This window comes from Pasteurella bettyae CCUG 2042, from assembly GCF_000262245.1.
Taxonomy (GTDB): domain Bacteria; phylum Pseudomonadota; class Gammaproteobacteria; order Enterobacterales; family Pasteurellaceae; genus Basfia; species Basfia bettyae.
In genome coordinates, this window is record NZ_AJSX01000019.1 from 51390 (window position 1) to 71061 (window position 19672).

Annotated in this window: 19 protein-coding genes and 1 pseudogene; 16 read left to right on the top strand and 4 right to left on the bottom strand. The window is 36.3% G+C overall.

Going from position 1 to position 19672, the window contains the following annotated elements; all coding sequences use genetic code 11:
- Both HMPREF1052_RS03870 and HMPREF1052_RS03875 read left to right on the top strand, forming a co-directional pair.
- Positions 1-582 (top strand): thymidine kinase, encoded by a 582-nt coding sequence (locus tag HMPREF1052_RS03870; RefSeq protein ID WP_005759862.1) that lies wholly within the window; start codon positions 1-3, stop codon positions 580-582.
- A gap of 116 nt (positions 583-698) precedes the next feature.
- Positions 699-830, top strand: a complete 132-nt coding sequence (locus tag HMPREF1052_RS03875; RefSeq protein ID WP_040596266.1) for an entericidin A/B family lipoprotein — start codon at positions 699-701, stop codon at positions 828-830.
- A 539-nt stretch (positions 831-1369) separates the two neighbouring features.
- On the opposite strand, the gene HMPREF1052_RS03880 is transcribed toward HMPREF1052_RS03875, so the two are convergent.
- Entirely contained in the window at positions 1370-2002 is a 633-nt protein-coding gene (locus HMPREF1052_RS03880; RefSeq protein ID WP_005759934.1) for an FKBP-type peptidyl-prolyl cis-trans isomerase, read from the bottom strand.
- Between the two features lie 79 nt (positions 2003-2081).
- Entirely contained in the window at positions 2082-2948 is an 867-nt protein-coding gene (asd, locus tag HMPREF1052_RS03885) for an archaetidylserine decarboxylase (protein WP_005759948.1), read from the bottom strand.
- Positions 2949-3211: 263 nt separating this feature from the next.
- On the opposite strand from asd, the gene yceD reads away from it, so the two are divergent.
- The 11 genes from yceD to HMPREF1052_RS03940 all read left to right on the top strand — a co-directional run bounded on the left by yceD (position 3212) and on the right by HMPREF1052_RS03940 (position 14263).
- Complete coding sequence (gene yceD / locus HMPREF1052_RS03890; RefSeq protein ID WP_040596260.1) at positions 3212-3736, top strand: 23S rRNA accumulation protein YceD; 525 nt, start codon at positions 3212-3214, stop codon at positions 3734-3736.
- 17 nt (positions 3737-3753) lie between these two features.
- The gene (rpmF, locus tag HMPREF1052_RS03895) at positions 3754-3924 is read left to right on the top strand and encodes a 50S ribosomal protein L32 (RefSeq protein WP_005544470.1); all 171 of its coding nucleotides are present in this window, start codon (positions 3754-3756) and stop codon (positions 3922-3924) included.
- 28 nt (positions 3925-3952) lie between these two features.
- Positions 3953-4972: a phosphate acyltransferase PlsX gene (plsX, locus tag HMPREF1052_RS03900; RefSeq protein ID WP_005759870.1), complete on the top strand. Its 1020-nt coding sequence runs from the start codon at positions 3953-3955 to the stop codon at positions 4970-4972.
- A 33-nt stretch (positions 4973-5005) separates the two neighbouring features.
- Positions 5006-5956: a beta-ketoacyl-ACP synthase III gene (locus HMPREF1052_RS03905; RefSeq protein WP_005759908.1), complete on the top strand. Its 951-nt coding sequence runs from the start codon at positions 5006-5008 to the stop codon at positions 5954-5956.
- A 69-nt stretch (positions 5957-6025) separates the two neighbouring features.
- Positions 6026-6964 (top strand): ACP S-malonyltransferase, encoded by a 939-nt coding sequence (fabD, locus tag HMPREF1052_RS03910; protein WP_005759881.1) that lies wholly within the window; start codon positions 6026-6028, stop codon positions 6962-6964.
- Positions 6965-7063: 99 nt separating this feature from the next.
- Entirely contained in the window at positions 7064-7792 is a 729-nt protein-coding gene (gene fabG / locus HMPREF1052_RS03915; RefSeq protein ID WP_005759892.1) for a 3-oxoacyl-ACP reductase FabG, read from the top strand.
- 261 nt (positions 7793-8053) lie between these two features.
- Entirely contained in the window at positions 8054-8284 is a 231-nt protein-coding gene (gene acpP / locus HMPREF1052_RS03920) for an acyl carrier protein (RefSeq protein ID WP_005759872.1), read from the top strand.
- A gap of 201 nt (positions 8285-8485) precedes the next feature.
- Positions 8486-10153: an anaerobic C4-dicarboxylate transporter gene (locus HMPREF1052_RS03925; RefSeq protein WP_005759940.1), complete on the top strand. Its 1668-nt coding sequence runs from the start codon at positions 8486-8488 to the stop codon at positions 10151-10153.
- A gap of 260 nt (positions 10154-10413) precedes the next feature.
- Positions 10414-11589 carry a Na+/H+ antiporter NhaA gene (nhaA, locus tag HMPREF1052_RS03930; protein WP_040596267.1) on the top strand — a complete coding sequence of 392 codons (1176 nt, stop codon included), beginning with the start codon at positions 10414-10416 and terminating at the stop codon, positions 11587-11589.
- Positions 11590-11719: 130 nt separating this feature from the next.
- Positions 11720-13108 carry a DASS family sodium-coupled anion symporter gene (locus HMPREF1052_RS03935; RefSeq protein WP_005759818.1) on the top strand — a complete coding sequence of 463 codons (1389 nt, stop codon included), beginning with the start codon at positions 11720-11722 and terminating at the stop codon, positions 13106-13108.
- Positions 13109-13255: 147 nt separating this feature from the next.
- Entirely contained in the window at positions 13256-14263 is a 1008-nt protein-coding gene (locus tag HMPREF1052_RS03940) for a YeiH family putative sulfate export transporter (protein WP_005759890.1), read from the top strand.
- 105 nt (positions 14264-14368) lie between these two features.
- On the opposite strand, the gene HMPREF1052_RS03945 is transcribed toward HMPREF1052_RS03940, so the two are convergent.
- The gene (locus tag HMPREF1052_RS03945; RefSeq protein WP_005759874.1) at positions 14369-15880 is read right to left on the bottom strand and encodes an OmpA family protein; all 1512 of its coding nucleotides are present in this window, start codon (positions 15878-15880) and stop codon (positions 14369-14371) included.
- Positions 15881-16068: 188 nt separating this feature from the next.
- On the opposite strand from HMPREF1052_RS03945, the gene HMPREF1052_RS11575 reads away from it, so the two are divergent.
- The 3 genes and pseudogenes from HMPREF1052_RS11575 (at position 16069) to HMPREF1052_RS11200 (ending at position 17222) form a co-directional block, all read left to right on the top strand.
- Positions 16069-16197, top strand: a complete 129-nt coding sequence (locus HMPREF1052_RS11575) for a hypothetical protein (RefSeq protein WP_005759804.1) — start codon at positions 16069-16071, stop codon at positions 16195-16197.
- Between the two features lie 10 nt (positions 16198-16207).
- Positions 16208-16381 carry a hypothetical protein gene (locus HMPREF1052_RS11470; protein ID WP_231284612.1) on the top strand — a complete coding sequence of 58 codons (174 nt, stop codon included), beginning with the start codon at positions 16208-16210 and terminating at the stop codon, positions 16379-16381.
- Positions 16382-16463: 82 nt separating this feature from the next.
- A pseudogene (locus tag HMPREF1052_RS11200) lies at positions 16464-17222 on the top strand (virulence RhuM family protein).
- A 58-nt stretch (positions 17223-17280) separates the two neighbouring features.
- Here the strand turns inward: HMPREF1052_RS11200 and HMPREF1052_RS03960 are convergent.
- Positions 17281-19332, bottom strand: a complete 2052-nt coding sequence (locus tag HMPREF1052_RS03960; RefSeq protein ID WP_005759879.1) for an AAA family ATPase — start codon at positions 19330-19332, stop codon at positions 17281-17283.
- Positions 19333-19672 lie beyond the last annotated feature (340 nt).

Sequence of the window (19672 nt, forward strand, 5' to 3'; positions counted from 1 at the left end):
ATGGCAAAACTCTATTTTTATTATTCAACAATGAATGCAGGCAAATCGACTACCCTGCTTCAATCAGCTTATAACTATAATGAACGCAATATGAACACCTTGGTTTATACTGCTGCCATTGATGATCGTTTTGGACAAGGGCGAGTCACCTCACGTATTGGCATTAGCCAACAGGCGAATTTATTTAGCCACGACACAAATTTATTTGAAGAGATTAGCCAACATCTTAAGCAAGAAAAATTACATTGTATTTTAGTTGATGAAGCACAATTTCTCACTAAAACACAGGTATATCAACTCAGTGATGTTGTAGATGAGCTTAATATTCCTGTTTTATGTTATGGATTACGAACTGATTTTCAAGCGGAATTGTTTGAAGGCAGTAAATACCTGTTAGCTTGGGCTGATCAATTAGAAGAGTTAAAAACTATTTGCCACTGCGGACGAAAAGCAAACTTCGTTTTACGGCTCAATGAACAAGGTAATGTAGTTAAAGATGGTGCACAAATTCAAATCGGCGGAAATGACCGATATATTTCTGTATGTCGCCTACACTATAAACAAGCAATAAGTAAAGCATAAAATTATGAAAGTTAGACATGAGTCACAAAAATAAAGAAAAGATCTTTTTTTTTACAATTGTAAGGGCTAGAATGAAACCAGTTGTTGTAAAAATAAACAAAAAAGAGGTTATTATTATGAAAAAACTTATGTCTTTAATTCTTGCTAGTGCTTTCGTCTTAGCTCTTACAGGTTGTGAAACAACAAAAGGTGTGGGTAAAGATATCCAACACGCAGGTGAAAAAGTAGAACAAGTTGTGACTAAATAATTATTCACTCAGTTACCATATTATAATAAAGGCAGGTTTATACCTGCCTTTATCAATGATAATTATTTTCCCTTCTATATATAAGCTAAATTTTCAAAATACTGACCGCACTTTACTCTACTTCTAAAACTTATAACCTAATTTCAGTTGTATATCATATGTTCAACTTTTCTAACCATTAATATGATAGCCACCCACAAAAATGTTAAATCATAGTAAAGTTTGATTATTCCGAGGTATATTTTAGATATAAAACTTATGAAACTATTAATAACACAACTTTATTGGAACCAAAACTTCTGGCAATTTTGAGCTAATTAACTATTGAAAAGCGATTATGCATAAACTTTTTACTTATGCCAAATTTTTAGATGAGATTAGGAGATGAACGAATAGGAATGTTTAATTACGACCCCAAACATATTAAATTAGACTAAAAAAATACTGAGCCTTGCATAATGCAAGAACTCAGTATTTAGTTTATCAGCTCTAAGATTTTTTAGATCTGTTTCTTAGCTGTTGCTTTGCTAGATCTAAAATTAAAGAATATCTAATAATTCAACTTCAAATACTAATGGACTAAATGGAGGGATTGATGCGCCAGCACCACGCTCACCATAAGCTAATTCTTGAGGAATCGCTAAACGCCATTTTGAACCAACTGGCATTAATTGTAAGGCTTCAACCCAGCCAGCAATTACGCCGCCTACTGGAAATTCCGCAGGTTGACCACGACTTACAGAACTATCAAATACTGTGCCATCAGGCAATGTACCTGTGTAATGAACTCGTACAGTATCATTACGAGTTGGAGTTTTACCCGTACCTTCAACTAAAACTTCATATTGCAAACCAGAATCCGTTACCTTAATACCTTCTTTTTTTGCATTTTCAGTTAAAAATGCTTGGCCTGCAAGTTTGATTTCTTCAAATTTAGCTTGTGCTGCTTCTTGTGCTTTTTGTTGTAATGTTTGTAATGCTTGACTCACTTCGTTTAAATCTAATGCTGGTGCATGATGATTTAATGAATCATAAATACCTTTCGCAACAGCTTCAGGTGTGACATCTAACTGGCTATCTAATAACTGTTGACCAATTTGTAAACCGACACCGTATCCGCCTTTCGCTGATACACTTTCCAAACTAACTGAATCAAAAAATTGTTTTGACATAATATTTTTCCTAATTTCAAATGGTTATTTAAATAAATTGATGTATGAAACTATATTTCTAATTCAAGAAATCATAAGCCTATTTTTTATAAGCAAGTAGTTCACCGACACGTGTAATAGTATCCACCTGTAAATAATCGGCTAATTGTACTGCATCTTTTGGAAATAAATTGATCACTGTTGATCCCAATTGGAATACTCCCATTTCCTGACCTTTAAGTAAGGTAATTTGTTCTGCATCATAATTCCAAGTTTTGATTTCATTATGGCGAGGTGGGTTAATTACCCCTGCCCATGTTGTACTGATACTTGCTGTAATCGTTGCTCCAACAAGGATTTGAATCATCGGACCAAATTTAGTATCAAATAAACAAATCACACGCTCGTTACGAGCTAATAAATTTGGAATATGTGTATTCAAAAATGGGTTTACTGAAAATAACTCACCAGGAACATAGATCATTTTTCTGATTGTGCCATCACAAGGCATATGTACACGATGATAATCACGAGGCGATAAGTAAGTGGTAGCAAACTCGCCATTTTTAAATAAATCAGCAAGTTCTTCATCACCTGCGAGCAACTCTTTTAAGCTAAAACTATGGCCTTTTGCTTGTAACAACAAGTCATCATCAATATGACCACATTGGCTAATTCTTCCATCCGCAGGCAAGCACATAGCATCATTATTTTGATTAATTGGTCGAGCATTAGGTTTTAATTTACGAATAAAAAACTCGTTAAAAGTAGCATAGTCAGAGAAATTCTCTTTTTCTGCTTCGCCCATATTAATATTATATTTTTTAGCAAATGCTTGAATGGCTAAATGAGTAATTTTGCTCCATTTTTGCTGTGCAAACCAACCTGCAAATTGAGTTAAATAAATTTGCGGCATAGCATATTGAAAAGCAACTTTTAAACGTTGCCAATAAGTAATTTTAGACATAATTTAGATTTCCTTACTAAAAATAGGCTTGATTATAACAATAATTGAGTTTGTGCCAATGTTTTTCAAGATATTAATTAAAAAGAGATGAAAAAACATGTAAAATTCTATAGGTTTTAATATGAAGTTATTGGAAATCTGGTACAAAATATTTATTAAACATATTAGAATTTAGTATATCAACTTTAATAATTTAGATTATTAATAAAAAAATAGTAATTTCCTTTGACTATTTTTCTATCTAAAGGTAATATTTGCGCCCTATGCAAAAGGTAAAACTACCCCTAACTGTTGACCCAGTCAAAGATGCTCAACGTCGATTAGACTATGTAGGCTATTACACAGCCGATCAATTAGTGCGTCTTTCTGAGTCTGTCAGTAAAGTGCTCAGCGATGCACAGGTAACATTATCATTTTTCATTGATCCACAAAAATTAGTGGTAATTAAAGGGCTAGCCCAAGTTGATGTTGAATTAGAATGTCAGCGTTGTGGTCTACCATTTAAGCAAACAGTAGAATGTACTTTTTGTTATAGCCCTGTGGCTAATTTGGATAAAATTGATGAATTACCTGAGATTTATGAGCCGATTGAATTCAATGAATTCGGTGAAATAGATTTGGTTGGTACAATTGAAGATGAATTAATTTTGACTCTGCCTATTGTGCCAATGCATTCATCTGAACACTGTGAAGTGTCCGTGGCTGAACAGGTTTTTGGCGAATTGCCCGAAGAGTTGGCAAAAAAACCGAACCCGTTCGCTGTATTAGCTAATTTAAAGCAAAAGTAAATTTAGGAGTATAGCCAATGGCTGTTCAACAAAATAAAAAATCTCGTTCACGTCGTGATATGCGTCGCTCACATGATGCACTAACTACTGCTGCAGTATCAGTTGATAAAGCAAGTGGTGAAACGCATTTACGTCACCATGTAACTGCTGATGGTTACTATCGTGGTCGTAAAGTGATTAATAAGTAATTATATTTATTACTAATAAGGTAATCACTTGAGCCGTCTAACCCTTGCGTTAGATGTGATGGGCGGGGACATTGGTCCCCGTACTACTATCCCTGCATCAATAAAAGCGTTGGAAAAAGATCCAATGCTATCTCTCTTATTGTTTGGAGATAACCAACAAATCACTCCACTCTTGGAAAAAGTTCCAAGCAATCTCAAACAACGCCTTACTATTTGCCACTGTTCTCAAGTAATTGAAAATAATCAAGGTCTGTCTTATGCATTACGCCATAGCAAAGGCACTTCTATGCGATCAGCGATTGAAGCAGTTCAAAAAGGCGAAGCTAAAGGTTGTGTGAGTGCGGGAAATACAGGTGCATTAATGGGACTCTCAAAAGTTATTCTGCAACCTTTAAAAGGAATTGATCGCCCGGCTCTTGTTTCATTATTACCCACAATGGACGGTGGGCGTAGCGTGATGTTAGATTTAGGAGCTAATATAGATTGCGATGCTAAAAACTTATATCAATTTGCCTTAATGGGAGCAATATTTGCTGAGAATCAACTAAATTTAGTGTTTCCACGCATTGCTTTATTAAATATCGGTATTGAAGATATTAAGGGTTACAAATCTATTCGTGAAGCAGCCCAATTATTAGCAGCAGATACAACTCTCAATTTTACAGGCTTTATTGAAGGCAATTATTTATTAAATGGTAAAGCTGATGTGATCGTTAGTGATGGATTTGCAGGGAATATCGCACTAAAAACCCTTGAAGGTGCAGCTAAAAATGTCATTAGCTTAGTGAGAGGTCAATCTCAAAACCATCGATTAAAACCTATTTTTAATTGGTTAATAAAATTACTATTTAAAGATAGTTATTTACGCTTAAAAAAAATCAATCCAGATCAATACAATGGTGCATCTTTGATAGGATTAACCGCAGTTGTGGTAAAAAGTCATGGCTCTGCTAACATTGAAGCATTTAGCCATGCAATTCAAGATGCCGCCTTACAAGCTCGTCAAGATATTCCAAATAAAATCTTGGCAGGTCTACAAAAATATTAAAATTAAGACAATTACGAACATAACGAGAATATTATGTACAGTAAAATTTTAGCAACCGGTAGTTACTTACCAACTCAAATACGTACTAACGCCGATTTAGAAAAAATGGTGGAAACATCTGATGAGTGGATTTACACTCGCTCAGGTATGAAGGAACGCCGTATTGCAGCTGCTGATGAAAGTGTTGCAAGCATGGGTGCAAAGGCAGCAGAAGCTGCCTTAAACATGGCTAATATCGATCCACAAGAAATTGAACTTATTGTGGTAGGAACCACCACTAATTCTCATGCCTATCCAAGTGCAGCTTGTCAAATTCAAGGTTTGTTAGGCATCAAAGATGCTATTTCATTTGATGTTGCCGCAGCTTGTACAGGCTTTGTTTATGCACTTGCGGTAGCAGATCAATTTATTAAATCAGGTCAAATTAAAAAAGCCTTAGTGATTGGCTCCGACCTAAACTCTCGTCACTTAGATGAAACAGATCGAGGCACTGTCGTTTTATTTGGTGATGGTGCAGGAGCAACGATCTTAGAAGCAAGTACAGAATCAGGCATTATCTCAACACATCTACATGCTTCTGCTGATACTGAAAATATGCTAGTTCTTCCTAATATTGAACCGAAACAAACAAGATCTAGCTATATTTCAATGCAAGGTAATGCAACTTTTAAACTTGCAGTAGGACAATTATCAAGCGTTGTTGAAGAAACTTTAGAAAAAAATAACTTACAAAAATCTGATTTAGATTGGTTAGTTCCGCATCAAGCCAATATCCGTATTATTTCAGCTACAGCAAAAAAATTAGAGATGGATATGTCGCAAGTTGTATTAACCGTTGAAAAATATGGCAATAATAGTTCTGCAACGGTACCTATCGCATTGGATGAAGCCGTTCGCGATGGAAGAATTCAACGAGGTCAATTGCTGTTATTAGAAGCATTTGGTGGTGGTTGGACTTGGGGTTCGGCACTAATTCGTTTTTAATATACAAATTTCATCCTCTATACTTTTTGAGGTTTTGCTTAATATTTTACATACAATATAGGAAATATAATGAAAAAATTCGCAATGGTTTTCCCTGGTCAAGGTTCACAAACTGTGGGTATGTTAGCTGAATTAGCAGAACAATTCCCTATTGTTCAGGAAACATTCCAACAAGCATCAGAAGTGCTTGGTTATGATTTATGGCAATTAGTACAACAAGGCCCCGCTGAAGAATTAAATAAAACTTGGCAAACTCAACCTGCTCTTCTTGCAGCTTCAGTTTCAATTTATCGTGTATGGCAAGAACAATATCCAAATCTAAAACCAGAGCTTATGGCCGGACATAGTTTAGGTGAATACTCTGCTTTAGTATGTGCAGGTGTAATTGATTTTCAAGATGCAATCAAACTTGTTGAATTGCGTGGTAAATTAATGCAACAAGCTGTGCCAGAAGGCACTGGTGCAATGTATGCTATTATTGGCTTAGATAATGAAATTATTATCAAAGCATGTAAAGATGCAGAACAAGGTGAAGTAGTTTCAGCAGTAAACTTCAACTCACCAGGACAAGTTGTCATTGCTGGTAATAAAGCAGCAGTTGAACGTGCGGCGGTTGCTTGTAAAGAAGCTGGTGCTAAACGAGCTTTACCATTAGCAGTTAGTGTTCCTTCACATTGTGCTTTAATGAAACCTGCTGCTAATCAATTAGCTGTATCCTTAGAAAGTATTACATTTAAAGCACCAAGCATTGCAGTGATTAATAATGTAGATGTAAAAACTGAAACTGATGCTGAAACAATTCGTAATGCGCTTGTTCGTCAATTATATAGCCCGGTACGCTGGACAGAATCCGTGGAACGTATGGCAAAAAATGGAATTGAAGTGCTCATTGAAATTGGCCCTGGCAAAGTATTGACAGGTTTAACTAGCCGTATTGTAACAGAATTATCTGCACAAGCGGTTAATGATGTCAAAACATTAAACGCAGTGACAGAAATTTTAGCTTAATCTTAAGTTAATTGGATTAAACAAGGTTATTGGTAAAATTTATCAAAAATACACCGCACTTTTGGAAAAATCTATTTTATAAATAATCAGGGAGATAATATGCAAAATAAAATCGCATTAGTTACAGGTGCAACTCGTGGTATTGGGCGTGCAATTGCCGAAGAATTAGCGGCTCAAGGTGCATTTGTTATTGGCACGGCTACATCTGAAAAAGGTGCAGAAAGTATTTCTGTTTATTTAGGTGAAAAAGGCAAAGGCTTAGTATTAGATGTAGCTAACCAAGAATCTATTGATTCAGTATTAGAACAAATCAAAAAAGAGGTTGGAGATATTGATATTCTTGTTAACAATGCAGGAATCACTCGTGATAACCTTTTAATGCGAATGAAAGATGATGAATGGTTTGATATTATGCAAACAAATCTTACCTCAGTATATCGTTTATCAAAAGCAATGTTACGCAGCATGATGAAGAAACGTTTTGGTCGTATCATCACTATTGGTTCTGTTGTAGGTTCAAGCGGTAACCCAGGTCAATCAAACTACTGCGCAGCTAAAGCGGGCTTAATTGGTTTCAGCAAAGGTCTAGCAAAAGAAGTAGCTTCACGAGGTATTACCGTAAATGTCGTTGCTCCTGGTTTTATTGCGACAGATATGACAGAAGTATTAACAGATGAACAAAAAGCAAGTATTTTAACTAATGTTCCAGCGGGTCATCTAGGCGAGCCTAAGGATATTGCTAAAGCTGTTGCCTTCCTAGCGTCTGAAGATGCAAGCTACATTACAGGAACAACATTACATGTAAATGGCGGACTTTACATGGCGTAACAAAGAAAGACTATGGAATACATCCAAAAAAGGAATAAAAACCATAGAAAACCATAAAGCTTAATGTTAAAATCAAATATGATTAAACCTTAGTAACGCAATCATGCGTATATAAACGAGGTAATTAAATTTTAACGGTATGTTTTAACTAGCGTGAGAATTCGTGGTTTGACCACTAAAATAAAGTTCTTGCAAGTTTTAGAAAAATACATACACTATCTACTTTATCGCATTGGGCGAGAACTACAATAGGAAAAAAAAATGAGCATTGAAGAACGCGTAAAAAAAATCATTGTTGACCAATTAGGTGTTAAAGAAGAAGAAGTTAAATCTGAAGCATCTTTCATCGAGGATTTAGGTGCTGACTCTTTAGACACAGTTGAATTAGTAATGGCTTTAGAAGAAGAATTCGATATCGAAATTCCTGATGAAGAAGCAGAAAAAATTACTACCGTTCAATCAGCAATTGACTACGTTCAAAACAATCAATAATTAATTTATTAAGGCGACTATCAAGTCGCCTTAATTATATATCTCTCACCAATTTCATTAAATTTCCATTCTGTTAATGACTAAGTTATTTTCCATTTATTGACTTAGAACAGAAATTAATTAAATACCCCCTTTTAAGTAGTAAAATTGATGTTAAAATTAGCAACTATACATTAATCATATTTAATATTTGGAGTATTTATGGATTTTCTAATAAATCTAAGTGAAGGAAGTCAATTTGCAATTCAACTTGCGATTGTACTTATCTGTTTATTTTATGGTGCAAGAAAAGGTGGGATTGCACTTGGAATGCTAGGTGGAGTAGGTTTACTTGTTTTAGTATTTGGCTTTGGTATCGAACCTGGCAAACCAGCAATTGATGTTATGCTAACCATTCTTGCTGTGGTGGTAACATCTGCAACATTACAGGCCAGTGGTGGTTTAGATGTAATGTTACAAATTGCAGAAAAAATGTTACGTAGAAATCCTAAATACGTGAGTATACTTGCCCCCTTTGTAACCTGTACATTAACTATTCTTTGTGGGACAGGTCACGTTGTTTATACTATGTTACCTATTATTTATGATATTGCTATCAAAAATGATATTCGCCCTGAACGACCTATGGCTGCTAGTTCTATTGCCTCTCAAATGGGGATTATTGCCTCACCAGTTTCAGTTGCTGTAGTCACCTTAACAGCCTTCTTAATCAATGCGAAAACACCATTAGCAGGTTTTGATGGTTACTTAGATCTATTAAAAATCACCGTACCTTCTACACTTTGTGGTGTATTAGCTATTGGTATTTTCAGTTGGTTCCGTGGCAAAGATTTAGATAAAGACCCAGAATTCCAAGAAAAACTTAAAGATCCTGAATTCAAAAAATATGTTTATGGTGAAACTACTTCACTATTAGACAAAAAATTGCCACAATCCAGCTGGAATGCAATGTGGATCTTCTTTGGCACCATTCTATTAGTGGCTTTATTAGGTTACTTTAAAGATTTACGCCCTTCTTTCGAAAAATCTGTGCCCGCTCAAGTAGTTGAAATTGTATCAGCTGACAAAACAGTAAAAAGTATCAATGTAAAAGACGGTAAAATTGTTGCTACCGCAAAAGATGGCAAAATGGCTATTGACGTTAAAGAAAACAAAGGTAAAGCCAAAATTGCCTATAATGCAATTGATATTTATGATGATAAAGGGGTGCTCGCACAAACCGTTTCTACACAAGATAATAATGTTGTTATTACCGCAGGTGATAAATCCGAAACGATTAATGATGCCTCTATCCTATTAAAAGATAGCGTGAAGAAAAAATCTACCTTAGGTATGGTACACGTTATTCAAATTTTCATGCTGTTAGCTGGTGCGCTAATTGTTGTATTCACTAAAACTGAGCCAGGTAAAATCAGTAAAAATGAAATCTTCCGTTCAGGTATGATCGCATTAGTCGCTGTATTTGGTATTTCTTGGATGGCGGAAACCATGTTTACTGTACATACTCCAATGATGAAAGCTGCCCTTGGTGATATTGTAAAAGCACACCCTTGGACCTATGCAGTAATGTTGTTACTCATCTCTAAATTTGTAAACTCACAAGCTGCGGCTTTAGTGGCTTTCGTACCATTAGCATTAAGCATTGGTGTTGATCCTGCGATTATCCTTGCATTTGCTTCAGCTTGTTATGGTTACTATATTTTACCAACTTATCCAAGTGACTTAGCTGCAATTCAATTTGACCGTTCAGGTACAACCCACATTGGTAAATTTGTTATCAATCACAGCTTCATATTAGTGGGATTAATCGGTGTAATTACATCATGTATCTTCGGTTATATCTTCACAGGCTTATATGGTTATCTTTAATCTTTCATAAAGCGTAACTAAAGTGCGGTAAATTTTTTAAAAATTCACCGCACTTTTTTTATTTTTTCTCCTCCCGACCTCCGTACTAGCACAGAGAATAAAATTAAATAAAAACTTACTATTTATATGAAAATAGTAAATTTCATTTAATTACAACTCTAATTTAACAAATATCCAACCAATATATAATGAAAATATAATAAATTATGATAATATCATTATACCTATTACGTTTTTTTAAGGAGGTATGTAATATGTTGATGGCTCAATTAGAACGTTTTTTCAAAATGGAGTCAGCTAGTGGCATTTTATTATTCTTTTTCGCGTTACTTGCCATGATTTTTGCAAATACCCCATTAAGCTCGCTATATTTTTCTTTTCTCGATATTCCTGTACGAGTGCAATTTGGTGACTTTATTATCAATAAGCACCTTTTACATTGGATAAATGATGGTTTTATGGCTGTTTTCTTTGTACTTGTCGGGCTTGAAGTAAAACGTGAAATGCTTGAGGGATCGCTCGCCAGTTATCAACAAGCGATCTTCCCTGCAATCGCAGCTATTGGTGGCATGATTGTACCCGCCATGATCTATTATTTTATCACCCAAAATCATCCTGAATTAGCTAATGGATGGGCAATTCCAATGGCCACGGATATTGCATTTGCTTTAGGTATTGTCGCATTATTGGGAACACGTGTACCTCTACCTCTCAAAGTCTTTTTATTAGCCCTTGCTATTATTGATGATTTAGGTGCAATTGTTGTGATTGCAGTATTTTATTCTGAAGAGTTGAGTATGCCAGCTTTATCTGTAGCAATTTTAGCTATTATTGGTTTAATAACTTTAAATCGCAATAAATCAGGGCATATCTGTGGTTATTTAGTATTTGGACTGATCTTATGGGCTGCGGTATTAAAATCAGGAGTCCATGCAACCTTAGCAGGTGTCATTATTGGTTTTTGTATACCAATGAAAGATAAACAGGGAAATAGCCCCTTACACTCTTTCGAACATATTCTTTCGCCTTGGTGCTCATTCTTTGTGTTACCTTTATTTGCCTTTGCTAATGCAGGTGTGTCTCTTCATAATGTCTCTCAAGACATGATTTTATCCACCTTACCTTTAGGCATTGCTTTAGGGCTATTACTCGGAAAACCCTTAGGTGTATTTAGCTTTAGTTACTTATCAGTAAAATTAGGCATAGCCAAATTGCCAGAAAAGGTTAAATGGAAACAAATTTTTGCAATCGCTATGCTATGTGGTATTGGCTTTACCATGTCTATGTTCTTAGCAGGTTTAGCTTTTACCGAAGGTGGCTCAGAATCCACCATCAATATATTATCTCGTATCGGTATTCTATTAGGTTCCTGTTTTTCTGCCGTATTGGGCTATATATTATTGAAGATGACAACAACTGAGGTTCAAGTTAACTAACTCTTTTTATTTATATAATTATTTGAACCTTATCACATTTTTCGAAAATAAAATTTGCATATTTTTAACATTATATTAACTTTAATACGACCCTATACTAAGGAACTTTATTTACCCTTTGGAGGATATGATGAACACAACATCAAAACCTAATGCTCTCAATAAAAATTCAATTATTTTTATTGCAGATGTCATTATCTTTTTTATTCTATTAAAAACTTTACCCTTTAACCCAAAAGAAAATGCGGGCTTATCTTTGCTTTTCTTTGTTGGGGTGTTATGGCTTACTGAAGCGTTACATGTTACGGTAACCGCGATTTTAGTCCCGATTCTGGCAATTGGACTTGGTCTTGTCACCACTAAGAATGCCTTAGTTGCATTTGCTGATCCGACTATTTTCTTATTCTTTGGTGGTTTTGCACTAGCCACAGCATTACATATTCAAAAAATTGACAAAATGATTGCTAATCGAATTATGTCTTTAGCTCGAGGCAATTTATTTATTGCAGTGATTTATTTATTTATTATCACCGCATTTCTTTCTATGTGGATGAGTAATACTGCGACTGCTGCCATGATGTTACCATTAGCGATGGGGATTCTTAGTCAACTTGAACCACAAAAAGAACACAATACTTACACTTTCGTATTATTAGGGATTGCCTATAGTGCAAGTATTGGTGGTATGGGAACCTTAGTCGGAAGTCCTCCAAATGCTATCGTTGCCTCTCAATTACACTTAACCTTCTCTGATTGGCTTTGGTATGGTTTACCGATTATGTTTGTTTTGATGCCAATTATGATCGGTTCACTAATTGTTATTTTCAAACCTAAATTAAACTTACATTTCGACCAAAACTTTGAAAAGATCGAAATCAATACCCAACGCCTTATTACTTTAGGAATCTTTGTTCTTATTGCATTATGCTGGGTATTTAGTAGCTCATTAAATCCATTTCTTTCAGGATTATTAGGGCTAGAAAAAAATATGGGCAGTTTTGATAGTGTAATTGCTCTGGTGGCAGCAGCTTTAATTTGTATCTCGGGAGTAACCAGCTGGAAACAATTACAAGAAGGCACTGAATGGGGCGTGCTAATGCTATTTGGTGGCGGTTTAACCTTAAGTGCGGTATTAAAAGACTCAGGTGCAAGCAAAATTCTTGCCGATGGTATCGTATTCTTAATTGATGGAGGGCATTACTTCCTCATTGGTTTACTGGTCTCATTCTTTATTGTGTTCTTAACTGAGTTCACATCAAATACAGCCAGTGCGGCATTATTAGTGCCAATCTTTATTTCAATTGCCCAATCATTAGGTATGCCAGAACTCGGCTTATCATTGATTATCGGTTTAGGTGCTTCTTGTGCATTTATGTTACCAGTGGCTACTCCACCAAATGCAATTGTCTATGGCACAGGCCATATCAAGCAAAGCGATATGATTAAAGCAGGGTTTGTATTAAACATTATCTGTAGCTTTATTATTGCAATATTTGCTTATTTCTTCTGGTTAGGTTAATCCAAACAAAATTTTTGAAATTGAAACCGCACTTTAGTGCAGTTTTTTATTCATTTTTTCCAAATAATTAATATAATTTAAAATTATTAAACTTTATTAGAATCTTTATATAGACTATTAATAAAAATAAAAAATGAAAGGATAAATATGAAAAATACGTTTTATATTGGGTTATTATTTATCGCCATACTCACAATTATCGTCAACCTGTTAGCCCAAACCACTTTTGCTACCCATCTCCAACTAAGTTCGCTTACAATAGCTATTATATTGGGAATTATTATTGGTAACTTATTCCATAATCAACTAAAACCTTATACCGCTGATGGCATCAATTTTGCCAAAGGCACCTTGCTCCGTACTGCAATTGTATTATATGGGTTCAGAATCACCTTACAAGACATCAACCAAGTGGGAATAAATGCAATTAGTGCTGACGCAGTTATGCTCATAACAACCTTTCTGTTAACTTGCTATCTTGGTATTCATTATCTAAAAATCGATAAACATATTACCTACTTAAGTGCCGCAGGTTGTAGCATTTGTGGAGCTGCCGCAGTGATGGCAACTGCACCTATTACTAAATCAGAATCACATCAAATTTCGGTTGCCGTGGCAGTAGTCGTTATTTTTGGTACGCTCTCTATGCTAATTTATCCCCTTGCTTATCCTTATCTCAGTAATTGGATGAACGCCCACCAATTTGGTATTTATATTGGTTCTACAGTACATGAAGTTGCTCAAGTTTATGCAGCTGGTGGCAATATTAGCCCAACTGTCGCAGATAATGCAGTGATCACAAAAATGATCCGAGTAATGATGCTCGCCCCTTTTTTATTAGCACTCTCTTGGTTCCTAAATAAACAAGATAGCAACGATCAAACTCGTAAAATCAATATTCCCTGGTTTGCAGTGTACTTTATCTTAATTGCTATTTTTAACTCTTTTAACTTACTACCAGAAAGCCTAGTCAAGTTTATTATTAGCCTTGATAGCTTATTATTAATTGCAGCAATGACAGCATTAGGCTTAACAACCCAAATCAGTGCAATTAAACAAGCTGGCTTCAAACCTATTTTATTAGGGGCTATAGTTTATATTTGGTTAACAGTGGGTGGTTTTATGGTGAATTTATTAATGCAAACTGTGATGTAGCCTTTAATAAGTGCGGTAGATTTTTCAAAAATTTTATTCCAATACTAAAAACAAAAAAGCACGGATTTTTGTCCGTGCCTTTGTTTATCTATTTTATTCAATTCATTAACGAGTTCTGAATTCAATACGGCGATTTTTCGCACGTCCTTCTTCAGTATTATTATCTGCAATTGGATTATCTTGACCATAACCAACCGCAACTAATGCATCCGCAGGCACGCCTTGTGAAACTAAGTAATTACGAATTGCATTCGCACGAGCTTCAGATAATTTTTGATTTGCTGCAGCATCCCCCACATTATCTGTGTAACCTGCGATTTCACCACGACGGTTATTTTCAACAAAGTATTTTGCTAATGCATTTAAACGACGGAAGTAACGAGGGTTGATATCAGAAGATCCCGTTGCAAAAACGATATCTAAATCTAAATTAGCTAAAGACATATCTGCAATTTCTTTTGCTTCAGGCTCAACTACTTTAACTGCATCAGCATTCACAGAGAATAAATTCCCCAATACTGATTTTACGCCATCAACCAAACTTGATTTGGCAGAATCACTTTCAACAGAACCAACTAAATTCAAAACTTTATCTGCAAATGAACCGCTTACGCCAGGGAAATTTTTGAATAAATTAGCTAAGCCAGCAAAATCACTAAATGCAAATTTTCCAGTTTGAGGATCTACCATCAATTTATCTACTAATGGTAAACCACCAGCTAAACCTTTAAATGCTTCAAGAAGGCTAGCCTTAATACTGTCATTTTGAACCGTACCAGAAACAGTTAAATCTTTATCTGTTTTGTTCCAAGCTAAATTACCTAATCCTTCAACAGTTTTTACTTCAGCCACAGCTTTAGCTTCAGGAGCTTGAGTGGTTGATGCAGTTTGAGTTGCTGCTGTTTTATCTGCACTATCAGTTGAACAACTCTTATAACCGAATAATGCGGCTAATAACACTAAGGCTGGAACTAGCCATTTGCCTAAGCCTGATTTTTTCTCAACTGTTGCAGTGCTAGGTGCCGCCGAAGTGGTTACGCTGGATCTCGCCATATTAGCAACCACATCATCAAAAGAACCTTTAAAGCCTAATGATTGTAATGCGCTACTATCTAAATGAGGTGCCACAGATTTTGCTAAACCACCTAATATACCTGTTAATGCTGATACCCCTAATCCACTATTCATTTTACCTTTAAAGAATGAGAAAACCACAGGTAATAACATTCCTAATATTCCTTTAGCCGCATCAGCAGAAGTATTCGCAGAAGCCGCTAAATGATTTGTAACAGACTCTGTATTTGTACCAAAAATACTGGGTAATAATGATTTACCTAAATCTAACAAGCTATTCTCAGCATCAATATCAGCTTTGCCTGTGAGCGCCTCTAACGGATTTGCATGACTTGGAAATGCCGTATTTTTGATCAAATCAAATAAATTACCAGCACCTTCGTGAGTATTTGCTTTAGATACCATACCACCAAGAATCATTGAAAGACCTTTGGTTAATAAGTTACCTCCATTTTCTGCTGATACACCAAGTTTTTGAGTGACTTGATTTAACACTAAATCACGTACTGGACCTTGAAGTAATTGGCTTAAATCAAAATTCATAATAAATCCTTCATAAACGATAAGCTAAGTAAATTCCAGAATAAAAGAAATCATTTATCTTTATTCTTCTAGGAAATTATACTCGCCTTTTATGTAAAGAACCGCAAAGGAAAAGTAAAGTTAACTAATCTTTAGCTGGAATTAAAAAGATAGTTATATCAACAAAAGTGCGGTAAAGGTTTGGAAAATTGCGACATAATGTGTTGCATAAACTCACAAGTGATGAAATTTTGCAAAAATCTGCAAATTTTGGAATGAATATCACAAAAATTCCACAAAAACCGACCGCACTTTATGGTAAGGTAACGCCCAATTAAGGACTTTAAAATGACAAATCTGACTACCCCGACTAGTGCCAATATTCTGTTCTATTCAGCTAATCAAGATGTGCATATTGAAATGCAATATCTTGATAAAACCTTTTGGCTGACGCAAAAAATATGGCGGAGTTGTTGGTGTTCAAACCAATACCATCAATTTCCATTTAAAACAGATTTTTGAGAGTGAAGAATTAGCTCAAATTTCAACCACTCGAAAAATTCGAATAGTTCAACAAGAAGGTAATCGCCAAGTAGCAAGAAATATTGATTTCTACAATCTCGATGCCATCATCGCCGTGAGCTACCGTGTGAATAGCCGTGAAGCGACTCAATTCCGCATTTGGGCAACCAATACACTGCGTGAATTTATCATCAAAGGCTTTGTGATTGATGATCAACGCTTGAAACAAGGCAAACAGTTTGGGCTGGATTATTTTGAGCAGTTGATGGAGAAAATCCGTGAAATTCTAGCTTCGGAACGCCGTTTTTACGAGAAAATCACCGAGCTGTATGCGTTATCATCCGATTATGATCCAAAATCGCCACTCACCAAACAATTTTTCGCTACCATGCAAAATAAATTGCATTGGGCAATTACATAGCAAACTGCAGCAGAACTGATTTATCACAAAGCCGATAGCCAGTCACCGAATATGGGGCTGGCCACTTGGCGAAATGCCCCCGACGGCAAAATTCTGAAAAGCGATGTGTCGGTAGCGAAAAATTATTTGGAAGAAGCTCATATCAGCGAGCTGAATCAGTTGTTTTCTGCTTATCTAGATCTTGCCGAAAACCGAGCTAGACGGTAGATTTTAATGAATATGGCGGAATGGGAAACTTTCTTAAATAATTTCTTAATGCTGTCAAATTACCCGATCTTACACGATAAAGGCAAAATCAGTGCCGAAATGGCAAGAATTAAAGCGGAAAGCGAATATGAAAAATTCCGTGTCATTCAAGACCGCACTTTTAAAAGCGATTTTAATAAGTTTTTGGAAAAAATAGCGAAATTGAAAAAATAGAATAAAAACAAGCGGTGGGGTTTACAAATTTTTTCGCAAAATCCACCGCTTACTTAACCTACAATACCCATTTATCTAACTGATTATCCACTTTGGGTTTTAGCGAAAGTTCCGCTTCTAACGCAGCAATCCAATCCGCCACATTCTCAAACGGAGCGAAGCGGTGACGGCGTGAGACGGCGGCAAAATCGCCCAAAGTAAGATTTTCAAAATGCTGAAAACGGGAAAGATCAGCTTCGCTTAATGCTGGCAGCCCCAATTTTTCCGCTTGGCTGATCGCTGCATTTTTGCGTTGTTCCAATTTCAAATAATCAAAATGCAGTTTGATGTCAAAACGGCGGAGTGCCGCTGGGTCTAGGTTATCCATTAAATTGGTGGAAACCACCAGCAAGCCGTCAAATTTCTCAATTTGGGTCAGCATTTCATTTACTTGGCTATGTTCCCAACTGCGTTGTCCGCTTTGGCGAGCGAACAAAAAAGTATCCACTTCATCAAAAATCAGCACCCTATTGTTCTCTTTCGCTTGGCGGAAAGCGGCAGCAATATTTTGCTCGGTTCCGCCCACATAAGGCGAAATCAAATCCGAACCTTGGCACACCAACACTTGCAAGACCATTTCCTGAGCCAGCCAGTTTGCCCAAGCTGTTTTGCCTGTACCCGCTGGTCCATAGCAGCAAATTCTGCCACGCTTAGTATTTTTCAAGCCGTCCGTGATTTTGTGCAAATTTTCCTGACACGCTACCCAATCCAAATTGTAGGCAATTTTGCTCTCAACAAGCGGTTCGATTTTGCGAAAACCTTGCGAAATCAGGGTTTGGTTGAACATTACGAGCATTTTGGCGGCAAAATTCGCTTGATTTTCCGTTGGCAACGCATTCATTACCCCGAGCGTGCGAGTTAAAACCGCAGGCGATAAATCGGCATTTTGGGCAAAATGGCGAACATATTCTACCGATAATTTATCCCCCACCAAATCAGTAATCAGCGTTTCTTTATGCTTGCTCGGCAACATCGGCATTTCAAAAATCATATCAAAACGGCGGAGATAAGCGTTATCAATGCAACCCACCGAATTGGAAATCCAAATCATCGGAATCGTATTATTTTCAAGGAAATCATTGACCCAAGCCTTGTGTTCTTGTGCCACCGAACGCTCGGTAAAAGAGCCAGCAAACACATCCTCCACTTCATCAAAAATAATGACCGCACTTTTGCCTGCCAATAATTTTTGAGCCAAACGGCAATTTTCCAAACGAGTCGTGCCACTCAACACATCGCCATCTTGATCTTGGCTTGCCATTGTGTAAGCAGGCAGATTCAGCGTTTCGGCAAGCAGTGCGGCAAACTCGGTTTTGCCTGTGCCAGCCGCGCCATAAAGCAGAATATTTACGCCTTTTTTCTGCGTTTTCGCCGCAATGTCCAGATAGTTCAGCATCATTTCACGATTTTTCGCAATATGATCGTAATGCGAAAGTTTCAGCGTAGAAGGCGTGGTTGGCACGGTGGCACGCTCAATCAAGGATTGTTCAGTAATCGGCACAATCACAAAATCATCAAAATCTAAGGCATCGCCCCAGCCCAAATAATCGTGAAACTGATCGGGGCTATAGCTACGATCAATCAAGCCATAGCTGCTTAATTTGCTCTTTTTACCCAATACCGTTTTAAGCTCTTTGTGATTTTGCCCGAGAAAATCCGCTAAAATTAAGGCTGTTTGGCTTAAATCCATTTTAGGGAAACATTCAAGCAGGCTGTGCAAATTTCGTTCGGCACGGAAATGAAACACAAACCGCATCACAGCCTGCTCGCAAGATGTGAGATCTAAAAACTGCCCTAAAAGGGCTAAATTCTCATAGGCAGTTTGCCACTGCTCAGGCAAATTATCTCGATTTAAAATGGCTTTGTACCGCTGAGTCAATAATTCACGAGAGGCTTTTTTTATATCCACATCTTTGCCAAATTCCTCTGGCAGTCCGATTGAACTTACAATTTCATCATACCGATGAACATTAAATATTTCCGAAAATAAGCTATGCTCAAACATCGCTTTTAGCATAATTTTTTCAGAATAAAGGGAAACGGTGGAGGGATTTAATTGATAGTGACTCATAAAACATTCCTTCTACTGATTTCACAGAAGAAATTATATGAGTTGATACGACATTTAATGTCGCATAAAACAGAAAGCGGTAAAAATTTGCAAAAAATCTGCAAATTTTGGAATGCAGATCACAAAAATTCCGCAAAAACCGACCGCACTTTATGGTAAGGTAACGCCCAATTAAAGAGTTTAAAATGACAAATTTGACTACCCCTACCAGTGCTAACATTCTTTTCTATTCTGCCAATTAGGATGTGCATATTGAAGTGCAATATATTGATGAAACTTTTTAGCTGATGCAAAAAAATATGGCGAAGCTGTTTGGGGTACAAACGCAAACAATCAATGA

What these genes read in the sequence shown, in the direction of transcription:
- acpP (WP_005759872.1), top strand. Translation starts at nt 8,054, where the DNA reads ATGAGCATTGAAGAACGCGTAAAAAAAATCATTGTTGACCAATTAGGT.
- HMPREF1052_RS03940 (WP_005759890.1), top strand. Translation starts at nt 13,256, where the DNA reads ATGAAAAATACGTTTTATATTGGGTTATTATTTATCGCCATACTCACA.
- HMPREF1052_RS03880 (WP_005759934.1), bottom strand. Translation starts at nt 2,002, where the DNA reads ATGTCAAAACAATTTTTTGATTCAGTTAGTTTGGAAAGTGTATCAGCG.
- asd (WP_005759948.1), bottom strand. Translation starts at nt 2,948, where the DNA reads ATGTCTAAAATTACTTATTGGCAACGTTTAAAAGTTGCTTTTCAATAT.
- fabD (WP_005759881.1), top strand. Translation starts at nt 6,026, where the DNA reads ATGAAAAAATTCGCAATGGTTTTCCCTGGTCAAGGTTCACAAACTGTG.
- HMPREF1052_RS03870 (WP_005759862.1), top strand. Translation starts at nt 1, where the DNA reads ATGGCAAAACTCTATTTTTATTATTCAACAATGAATGCAGGCAAATCG.
- HMPREF1052_RS03945 (WP_005759874.1), bottom strand. Translation starts at nt 15,880, where the DNA reads ATGAATTTTGATTTAAGCCAATTACTTCAAGGTCCAGTACGTGATTTA.
- HMPREF1052_RS03935 (WP_005759818.1), top strand. Translation starts at nt 11,720, where the DNA reads ATGAACACAACATCAAAACCTAATGCTCTCAATAAAAATTCAATTATT.
- HMPREF1052_RS03925 (WP_005759940.1), top strand. Translation starts at nt 8,486, where the DNA reads ATGGATTTTCTAATAAATCTAAGTGAAGGAAGTCAATTTGCAATTCAA.
- HMPREF1052_RS03905 (WP_005759908.1), top strand. Translation starts at nt 5,006, where the DNA reads ATGTACAGTAAAATTTTAGCAACCGGTAGTTACTTACCAACTCAAATA.
- rpmF (WP_005544470.1), top strand. Translation starts at nt 3,754, where the DNA reads ATGGCTGTTCAACAAAATAAAAAATCTCGTTCACGTCGTGATATGCGT.
- nhaA (WP_040596267.1), top strand. Translation starts at nt 10,414, where the DNA reads ATGGCTCAATTAGAACGTTTTTTCAAAATGGAGTCAGCTAGTGGCATT.
- fabG (WP_005759892.1), top strand. Translation starts at nt 7,064, where the DNA reads ATGCAAAATAAAATCGCATTAGTTACAGGTGCAACTCGTGGTATTGGG.
- HMPREF1052_RS11470 (WP_231284612.1), top strand. Translation starts at nt 16,208, where the DNA reads ATGACAAATCTGACTACCCCGACTAGTGCCAATATTCTGTTCTATTCA.
- HMPREF1052_RS03875 (WP_040596266.1), top strand. Translation starts at nt 699, where the DNA reads ATGAAAAAACTTATGTCTTTAATTCTTGCTAGTGCTTTCGTCTTAGCT.
- yceD (WP_040596260.1), top strand. Translation starts at nt 3,212, where the DNA reads ATGCAAAAGGTAAAACTACCCCTAACTGTTGACCCAGTCAAAGATGCT.
- HMPREF1052_RS03960 (WP_005759879.1), bottom strand. Translation starts at nt 19,332, where the DNA reads ATGAGTCACTATCAATTAAATCCCTCCACCGTTTCCCTTTATTCTGAA.